Below are 1,742 nucleotides of genomic sequence, written 5' to 3' on the forward strand. Positions count from 1 at the left end.
GATGTGTATAAGAGACAGGTCTGGTCCGGGCCGGGCGTGCCATTGACCTGGGTGTAGCGGTCCGCCGGGATGTTGGCGAAGTTGTCATCGTCGGCGTGGATGATGATCGAGGTTCCCTCGCCAGCCAGCAGTTCAGCTTTGGTGAACGAGTCGGTGGTGGTGACCAGCAGCCCACTGCCGTCGGAGCGCACCTGCAGCGACGTCAGGTCACCGCTCTGCGGGTGCTCGCTGTGGCCGGGCGCCTGGAAGTGGCCGCCGGCCGACAGGAAGCTGCCGGGCGCGCCGCCGGTGGGGGCCACCGACTCTGCTTCACACTTCCCGACTGCGTGGACGTGCAGGCCGTGGAAACCGGGCGACAGCACACCGCTGCTGGTGGTCCGCACGGTCACGGTGGCGAACTCCTTACCGCCGGACTTGCTGAATTCGAACGTCGCGGTGGCGACCTGGCCGCCATCGGCGGTCGTCAGATGCGCGACGAGATTGTCCGCGCCGGCCGAACCACCCGACTCGGACTCCGTGGCCGACGGCGCCGCCGACCCGGTCCAGATGGCCGGCGTGGTGCCGGGCACGTCTGAGGGCACCTCGTTGGGGGGACTGCACGCCGCCAACAGCACGGCCGGGGTGGCGAAGACGACGGCGGCAAGAGCTCTGCGGTGACCTGTGACCATGCGAGGAGCTTAACCCGCGACCACCACGATGACGCCCGGTGGTTGCTCGGCCACGTCGGGGATGCGCGGCTCGACGACCGCTCCCAGCACCTGGGCGATCGAATGGGCCGCGTCCTGCTCACCCTCGGCGTCGCTGAAATAGACGGTGGTCTGGGTGACCTCGGGCAGTTCGAGGTTGCCGATCTCGGTCACGTTCCAGCCGGCTTCGCGCAGCCGGTCGGCGGTGTTCCCCGCCAGGCCCGCCTGTTCGGAGATGTTGAAGACCCGCACGTCGGACTTACGCGCGGGGCGTTCGGGTTTGGCCGGCGCCGAGGACGTGGTGACGGGTTGCGCCGTCGTCGAACGGTCGGCGTCGTCGTCGGTGCTCGAGGAGCCGAGGGCTTGAAACCCGACCAGCAGGAAGACGGTGCCCAAGAACAGCAGCACCATCACCATTGCCCGGAGTGGGAGTCGAGAGGAGTCAGGAACGTGGTCGTTCATTGCGCCCACTGTATCGAGGAGCGGGCCATGACCTATAAACGCCCGGCGATCAACGTGTCAGGCAATCAGGTGATGTCGAACCCGAGCCGGCGCGCGGCACGCGCCTTCTGGCGGCTGGAGCGCAGCCGACGCAGCCGTTTGACCAGCATCGGGTCGGCGGCCAGCGCTTCGGGCCGGTCGACTAGCGCGTTGAGGACCTGGTAGTACCGAGTCGCCGACAGCGCAAAGCGTTCCTTGATGGCCTCTTCCTTGGCGCCGGCGTACTTCCACCAATCCCGTTCGAAAGACAGGATGTCGTGTTCGCGACGGCTCAGACCGTCGGTGGGTTCCGAATCGTCCCCTGAGCGATTCGCCTGCGCCATGGCGCCGTCCATATCGATTCCTGGACCCTTCCGGAAAGTTCTCTCGCTGCAAACGTTCGGTTGTTTTCGGCGGAGTGTTCTGAGCGAATATTCAATCACGGCATGCTGTGTTGAACCGGGAGCCCGCCCCGCGCGTCGCCGTGGCCGCTGCACTCGGCCGGAGGCGGTCCCAGCTTCGCCTCTCCTCCGTCGAGCCTCGCTGAACCGCCCACCAACCCGGCGGTCCCAGCTT

3 protein-coding genes are annotated in these 1,742 nt (G+C 67.0%); all 3 read right to left on the minus strand.

Annotation, left to right across the window (positions count from 1 at the left end; all coding sequences use genetic code 11):
- Positions 1–668: superoxide dismutase family protein (locus LI94_RS21085; protein ID WP_046302464.1), on the minus strand; the 668-nt coding region annotated here is incomplete at its 3' end.
- A 9-nt stretch (positions 669–677) separates the two neighbouring features.
- Positions 678–1,148, minus strand: coding sequence for a LytR C-terminal domain-containing protein (locus tag LI94_RS21090; protein WP_024440117.1), 471 nt, complete (start codon positions 1,146–1,148; stop codon positions 678–680).
- Positions 1,149–1,213: 65 nt separating this feature from the next.
- Positions 1,214–1,522, minus strand: a complete 309-nt coding sequence (locus LI94_RS21095) for a DUF3263 domain-containing protein (protein WP_024440118.1) — start codon at positions 1,520–1,522, stop codon at positions 1,214–1,216.
- Between the last annotated feature and the right edge of the window lie 220 nt (positions 1,523–1,742).

Origin of the sequence: Mycobacterium sp. UM_Kg27 (assembly GCF_000972905.1) — a bacterium.
In the GTDB taxonomy this organism is placed as follows: Bacteria; Actinomycetota; Actinomycetes; order Mycobacteriales; family Mycobacteriaceae; genus Mycobacterium.

What these genes read in the sequence shown, in the direction of transcription:
- LI94_RS21090 (WP_024440117.1), bottom strand. Translation starts at nt 1,148, where the DNA reads ATGAACGACCACGTTCCTGACTCCTCTCGACTCCCACTCCGGGCAATG.
- LI94_RS21095 (WP_024440118.1), bottom strand. Translation starts at nt 1,522, where the DNA reads ATGGACGGCGCCATGGCGCAGGCGAATCGCTCAGGGGACGATTCGGAA.